The 6,335-nt window shown below is 68.4% G+C and carries 6 protein-coding genes and 1 pseudogene; 2 read left to right on the top strand and 5 right to left on the bottom strand.

Translation table 11 applies throughout. From position 1 onward, the window contains the following. A pseudogene (locus N5E02_RS19720) lies at positions 1-223 on the bottom strand (lytic transglycosylase domain-containing protein); the annotation flags it as partial. Between the two features lie 45 nt (positions 224-268). Continuing rightward, a complete protein-coding gene (locus N5E02_RS19715; protein ID WP_279946651.1) occupies positions 269-1,237 on the bottom strand; it encodes a WYL domain-containing protein in 969 nt (322 codons plus the stop codon). An 81-nt stretch (positions 1,238-1,318) separates the two neighbouring features. Here N5E02_RS19715 and N5E02_RS19710 point away from each other — a divergent pair, with 81 nt between their 5' ends. Beyond that, complete coding sequence (locus N5E02_RS19710) at positions 1,319-1,939, top strand: glutathione S-transferase (RefSeq protein ID WP_005415942.1); 621 nt, start codon at positions 1,319-1,321, stop codon at positions 1,937-1,939. A 189-nt stretch (positions 1,940-2,128) separates the two neighbouring features. Then, entirely contained in the window at positions 2,129-3,547 is a 1,419-nt protein-coding gene (gene miaB, locus N5E02_RS19705) for a tRNA (N6-isopentenyl adenosine(37)-C2)-methylthiotransferase MiaB (RefSeq protein WP_138952814.1), read from the top strand. A gap of 50 nt (positions 3,548-3,597) precedes the next feature. On the opposite strand, the gene N5E02_RS19700 is transcribed toward miaB, so the two are convergent. The 3 genes from N5E02_RS19700 to N5E02_RS19690 all read right to left on the bottom strand — a co-directional run. Then, positions 3,598-4,710, bottom strand: a complete 1,113-nt coding sequence (locus N5E02_RS19700; protein WP_171958405.1) for an ABC transporter permease — start codon at positions 4,708-4,710, stop codon at positions 3,598-3,600. Beyond that, the gene (locus N5E02_RS19695) at positions 4,707-5,630 is read right to left on the bottom strand and encodes an ABC transporter ATP-binding protein (protein WP_262220174.1); all 924 of its coding nucleotides are present in this window, start codon (positions 5,628-5,630) and stop codon (positions 4,707-4,709) included. Before N5E02_RS19695 ends, N5E02_RS19700 begins: the two co-directional genes overlap by 4 nt. 20 nt (positions 5,631-5,650) lie before the next feature. Further along, a partial coding sequence (locus N5E02_RS19690) for an HlyD family secretion protein (protein ID WP_279946650.1) occupies positions 5,651-6,335 on the bottom strand: 685 nt, incomplete at its 5' end.

The following is a 6,335-nucleotide window of genomic DNA, read 5'->3' as shown; positions in this document are numbered from 1 at the left end:
CCACCGAGGTCGGCGCAGGCTTCGATGCGGCCACCACGGGGCGCGGTGCCGGGCGGGTATCGCGGCTGTAGCTGATGCTGCTGCAGCGCGCGCCGGCCATTCGCTTGCTCACGTAGCTGGTGACCCCGTCGGCGCCCTGGCACTTGTACAGGGTGCCAGCGCTGGCCGGCGCAGCGGTCAGCGCAGCGATGATGATCGCCGTTGTCCCCAGTATCCCCTTCATGCCGCGAGTGTCCCAGCTTCGCCGGGGCTTGCCAAGCGATGTGGCTCAGCCTGTGACCGGCGGCACAGCCAGCACCTGGCCCAATCCGGTCAAACGCTGTGCCAGCTCATCGCGCAGGCCCGGCGGTGTGGTCCACAACGCCACCGGCACCCGGTCCAGGCTGAGGATCTGCGCCAGCATCATGCCGCGGCTCTCGGCGCCCATGCGCAACAGGCAATGGTCGGCACCATCAGCCTCCAGCACACCACACCACGGCGGGATGCGCCCTTCCAGCTCGGTGCGGCTGCCGGCCAGGCGGACAATGGCCTGCAGCGCGAAGGGCGCCTGGCTGACCGCCTGCCGCACCATCACGTCCGGGGGCGCGGGCGGGCGCCGATGCATGCCCGGCCCGGCGCATTCGCGCACCGCGCCCATCCGGTCCACGCGCAGGGTGCGCCAGTCCTGGCGGCCCAGGTCCCAGGCCAGCAGGTACCAGCGCCGCCCATAGTTGACCAGGTGCTGCGCCTCGACCTCGCGCTGGGTCACCTCCTCCTGCGCACTGCGGTACTCGAAGGCCAGCCGTGACGCCTGCCGGCAGTGCTGGGCCAGCCGTCCCAGCAGGCGTGCGTCGGTGGAGGGAAGGTCGGACAGGGTGGCCGTCGCCGCATGCACCTCGCCGGCCTGCCGCCGGCGACGGGTGGGGACCAGCGGATCGAGCTTGGACAGCAGGCCCCGCGCGGTGTCGTCGATGCCAGCGACGGTCGCGGACGCGGCACGCAGGGCGATCGCCAGGGTCGTCGCCTCGTCCTCGTCCAGCAGCATCGGCAGCACCGGTGCCCCTGCCCCGAGCTGATAGCCGCCGCCGACCCCCGATGAGGCCCGCACCGGATAGCCCAGTTCGCGCAGGCGTTCGATATCACGGCGGATACTGCGCCGGTCCACGCCCATGCGCTCGGCCAGCTCAGCCCCGGACCACTGGCGGCGGGCCTGCAGCAGGGCGATCAGGCGCAGCAGTCGATGGGCGGTATGGCACATGAAGAATCGAGGACAGAAGTCGTCCGCAATAGTGCCTCAGGATGGCTTCCAGTTCACCCACCCACCGCAAGGAGCAATGCCATGAACTCACGCCAGATCACCCTGTACCACGCCGCCAGATCCCGTTCGAGCGGCGCCGTGGCCCTGCTCGAAGCGCTGGGTGCCGACTACCGCATGCAGGTGCTGGACCTGAAGGCCGGTGCCAACCTGGCCCCGGCCTATCTGGCCATCAACCCGATGGGCAAGGTGCCGGCCATCGTCCACAACGGCGCACTGGTGACCGAGCAGGTCGCCATTTATCTGTACCTGGCCGACCTGTATCCGGAGGCCGGGCTGGCCCCGCCGATCGGCGACGCCCTGCGCGGCCCCTACCTGCGCTGGATGGCCTTCTACGGTGCCTGTTTCGAGCCGGCGATGATCGACAAGGCGATGCACCGCGAGCCGCCGCCGCGCCTGATGTCGCCGTACAACGACGCCGAGACCGTGCTGCAGGTGGTCGAGGCCCAGCTGGCGCAGGGCCCGTACCTGCTCGGCGAGACGATGAGTGCCGCCGACGTGCTGTGGGGCAATGCGCTGGCCTGGACCACGGCCTTCGGCCTGGTGCAGCCTGCGCCGGCCACGGCTGATTACATCGCACGGATGAGCGCGATGACCGCCTTCGACCGTTCGCGGCAGATCGATGCGGAGCTGGCGGCCGCGTAAGCAGCCCCCCCTTGTAGAGCCGAGCCCGCGCTCGGCTGCTCTTCCCGCTTCCCATGGGGCAGCAGCCTGGCATGGCCTGGCTCTACTGAAGCCAGCCGAGCGTGGGCTCGGCTCTACAAGGGCGCGGCGGCTGGCGCGGGATGCGGGTAGAATTGCCCGCTTTCCCGCCACCCGAATGGATTAAGCGCCATGACCGGGACGCCAGACGTCTTTCCGCCCGCCACGCCGGGCGGTACCCCGCTCGTTGCCCTGCCCGCTGGTCCGCGCAAGCCTGACCAGGTCAAGGGCAAGCTGTACATCAAGACCCACGGTTGCCAGATGAACGAGTACGACTCGGCCAAGATGGCCGACGTGCTTGCCGCCAGCGATGGCCTGGAACTGACCGACAGCCCGGACGACGCCGACGTCATCCTGGTCAACACCTGCTCCATCCGCGAGAAGGCGCAGGAGAAGGTGTTCAGCCAACTCGGCGTGTGGAAGGGCCTGAAGAACAAGGGCCGCGAGGTCATCATCGGCGTGGGCGGCTGCGTTGCCTCGCAGGAAGGCGAAGCGATCATCAAGCGCGCCCCGTTCGTGGACCTTGTGTTCGGTCCGCAGACCCTGCATCGCCTGCCGGAACTGATCCGCGCACGCCGCGAGCAGAAGCGCCCGCAGGTGGACATCAGCTTCCCCGAGATCGAGAAGTTCGACCGCCTGCCCGAGCCACGCGCCGAAGGTGCCTCGGCGTTCGTGTCGATCATGGAAGGCTGTTCCAAGTACTGCTCGTTCTGCGTGGTGCCTTACACCCGCGGCACCGAAGTCAGCCGCCCGTTCGAGGACGTGGTGGTGGAAGTGGCGCAGCTCGCCGCGCAGGGCGTGCGCGAGATCAACCTGCTCGGCCAGAACGTCAACGCCTATCGCGGCCCGTATGGAGACGGTGAGTTTGCCGACCTCGGCCTGCTGATCCGCACCATCGCCGAGATCGATGGGGTCGGCCGCATCCGCTTCACCACCTCGCACCCGCTCGAGTTCAGCGATTCGCTGATCGATGCGTTCCGCGACGTTCCGCAGCTGGCCAACTTCCTGCACCTGCCGGTGCAGGCCGGCAGCGACCGCGTGCTGTCGGCGATGAAGCGCGGCTACACCGCGCTGGAATTCAAGTCGAAGATCCGCAAGCTGCGCGCGGTGCGCCCGGACATTTCAATCAGCTCGGACTTCATCGTCGGCTTCCCCGGCGAGACCGATGCCGACTTCGAGAAGACCATGAAGCTGATCGAGGACATCGGCTTCGACCACAGTTTCTCCTTCATCTATTCGCGTCGACCGGGTACGCCGGCGGCCGATCTGGAGGACACGATCAGCGATGCCGAGAAGCATGCGCGTCTGTCGCGCCTGCAGGAGCGCATCAATGCGCACGCCGCCAGCATCTCGCAGAAGATGGTCGGTACCGTGCAGACCGTGCTGGTGGAAGGGCCGTCGCGCAAGAATCCGAACGAACTGACCGGCAAGACCGAGAACATGCGGTCGGTGAATTTCCCGGCGCCTGCGCGCCTGATCGGGCAGTTCGTGGATGTGGTGATCACCGAAGCGCTGACCAATTCGCTGCGCGGGCGCGTGGTGGCGGAATAAGTCCCCGGCAAAGGGGGTCGGAGCCCCTGCGGGGATCCGACCCCCTGCCTTCAATCCAGGCGCTTGCGGAAACGCAGGATCGCCAGGGTCATCATCACCACGATGAAGGCCAGCAGCGCCAGTGCGTCGTGCCACAGCTCCCACAGCGAGGCGCCGCGCAGCATGATGCCGCGCACCAGGCGCAGGAAGTGGGTCAACGGCAGCACTTCGGCCAGCCACTGCACCGGCCGCGGCATGCCGGCGAACGGGAACATGAAGCCCGACAGCAGGATCGACGGCAGGAACAGGAACAGGGTCATCTGCATCGCCTGGAACTGCGAACGCGCGCGCGTGGAGATCAGCAGGCCCAGCGCCAGGTTGGCCAGCACCAGCAGCACCGCGGCCAGGTAGATGTCGAGCAGGCTGCCGCGAATCGGCACCTGGAACAGCCAGGTGCCCAGCACCAGCACCAGCGTGGTCTGCAGCAGACCGATCGCTGCATAGGGCAGCACCTTGCCGACCATCAGTTCGCTGCGCGATACCGGCGTGGCGATCAGCAGTTCCATGTTGCCGCGCTCGCGTTCGCGCACCACCGCCACCGCCGTGAACATCACCAGGGTCATGGTCAGGATCACCCCGATCAGGCCGGGCACGATGTTCACCGCCGAGCGCCGTTGCGGGTTGTAGAAACTGGTCACGCTGACCTGGCCACCGGCAATGCTGCCTTCGCGCAGCGGCCGCGTATTGCTGGTCGGGCGCGTATCCAGTGGCACCTGCGCCAGCTGGATCGCCGCACTCTGCACCACGGTGTCGCTGCCATCGACCAGCACCTGTACCGCTTCGCGTCCATCGAAGCGGCGACGCTCGAAGTCCGCCGGCACCACGATGCCGACGCTGATCTCGCCGCGGCGCAGCGCCTGCATCAGCTGGTCCGGCGTGTAGGCCTCGCTGCGTGGCGTGATCACGCCGGTGGCGACCATGTCCTGCACCAGCGCGCGTGAGGCGGCGCTGTTGGCCTGGTCGGCGATACCCGCATCGAGGTGGCGCAGGTTGAGGTTGATCGCATACCCGAACAGCAGCAGCTGCATCACCGGAATGCCGACGATCATCGCCAGCGTGATGCGGTCGCGGCGCAGCTGCCGCAGCTCCTTGAGCATGATCGCCCACAGCCTGCGCAGGTTCATGCCGCTGGCTCCCTGCCACGGCCACGGGTGGCGGCCACGAACACGTCCTCCAGGTTCGGCGCCACGATTTCGATATGCGCTTGCGGGTCGGCGCTGGCCAGCGCGCGCCGCAGCGCCGCGACATCCGCTGCGCCTTCGTTGCACAGCACGCGCAGATGGGTGCCGATCTGCGCCACGCTCAGCACGCCGGGCAGCTCGGCCAGCACGCGGCTGGCCTGGCGTGGCTGCGATGACGTGACCTGCAGCGTTCGTCCTTGCAGCCGTGAACAGAGCTCGGCCGGCGTGCCGTCGGCCACCAGTGCGCCGCGATCAAGGATCGCCAGGCGATGGCAGCGCTCGGCTTCGTCCATGTAATGGGTCGACACCAGCACCGTGGTTCCCGCGTCGGCCAGTTCGAACAGGGCCTCCCAGAAATCGCGGCGCGACTCGGGATCGACCGCGCTGGTCGGCTCGTCCAGGAACAGCAGTTCGGGCGAATGCACCACGGCGCCGGCCAGGGCCAGGCGCTGCTTCTGCCCGCCGCTGAGCGTACCGGCCAGCTGCGGCTGCCGGTCCTGCAACCGGTACTGCTGCAGCAGCGCATCGACCCGTTGCCGGGCCTGGTTGCGCGGCAGGTCCTGGATGGCGGCGAGGAATTCCAGGTTCTCGCGTACCGACAGGTCTTCGTACAGCGAGAAGCGCTGGGTCATGTAGCCGATGCGCCGGCGCAGTGCTTCGGCCTGCTCGGGAACCGTCAGGCCCAGCACCTCGATCTGCCCCGCACTGGGTTCCAGCAGGCCGCACAGCATGCGGATGGTGGTCGACTTGCCTGACCCGTTCGGGCCCAGGAAGCCGTACACCTGCCCGCGCGGGACGGTCAGGTCGACCTTGTCCACGGCCAGCAGTTCACCGAAGCGGCGAGTCAGGCCCTGCGCATGCACCGCGATGTCCGCACCGGTGTTCAGAAGCGCACCTGCACCGGCAGTCCGGCCGGAAGCTTCTGCATGTCGCTGGCTGCATCCACGTCGATCTCGGCGAGGTAGCTCAGGCGCTCGACGTCATCGCCGGTGAGTGCGTAGTACGGGGTGAATGAAGGCTCGCTGCGGATCGCGCGCACATGGCCCTTCAGTACGGCGCCCCCTCCCTCCAGCTGTATCTGCGCTGGCTGACCGACCTTGACCTGCAGGCGCAGCGGCTGCGGCAGGTAGACGCGCGCATAGGGGCGCTCGCCGACCAGCATCACCGCCAGCGGCGCCCCGATCGGTGCCTGGTCACCCTGCCGGTAGGGCAAGGCATCGATCACGCCATCGCGCGGTGCGCGCAGCTGCAGCTTCTGCAGGTTGACGCCCTGCACCACCTGCTGCGCCTGTGCGGCGTCGGCGGCCGCCTGGCCCTGAGCGATGTCCTGCGCGCGACTGCCGTGCACCCGTTCCAGCCAGGCCTGCTCGGCGGCACGCACGCTGGCCGCGGCATTGCCGGCGGCTGCCCGTGCACGGTCCAGCTCGGCGGCGGCGATCAGGCGCTGGCGTGCCAATGGCTGCACCCGACGATAGTAGGCAGTGGCTTCAGCAGACTGCGCGCGCAACGCGGCCAGTTGTGCCTGGGCCTGTGCGATCTGTTCCTGCCGCGGGCCGAGCTTCAGCTCT

The organism is Stenotrophomonas sp. GD03777 (assembly GCF_029842485.1).
GTDB classification, from domain to species: Bacteria; Pseudomonadota; Gammaproteobacteria; order Xanthomonadales; family Xanthomonadaceae; genus Stenotrophomonas; species Stenotrophomonas sepilia.
The sequence above is the reverse complement of the archived record's forward strand: the minus strand, read 5'-3'. Positions and strand labels throughout refer to the sequence as shown.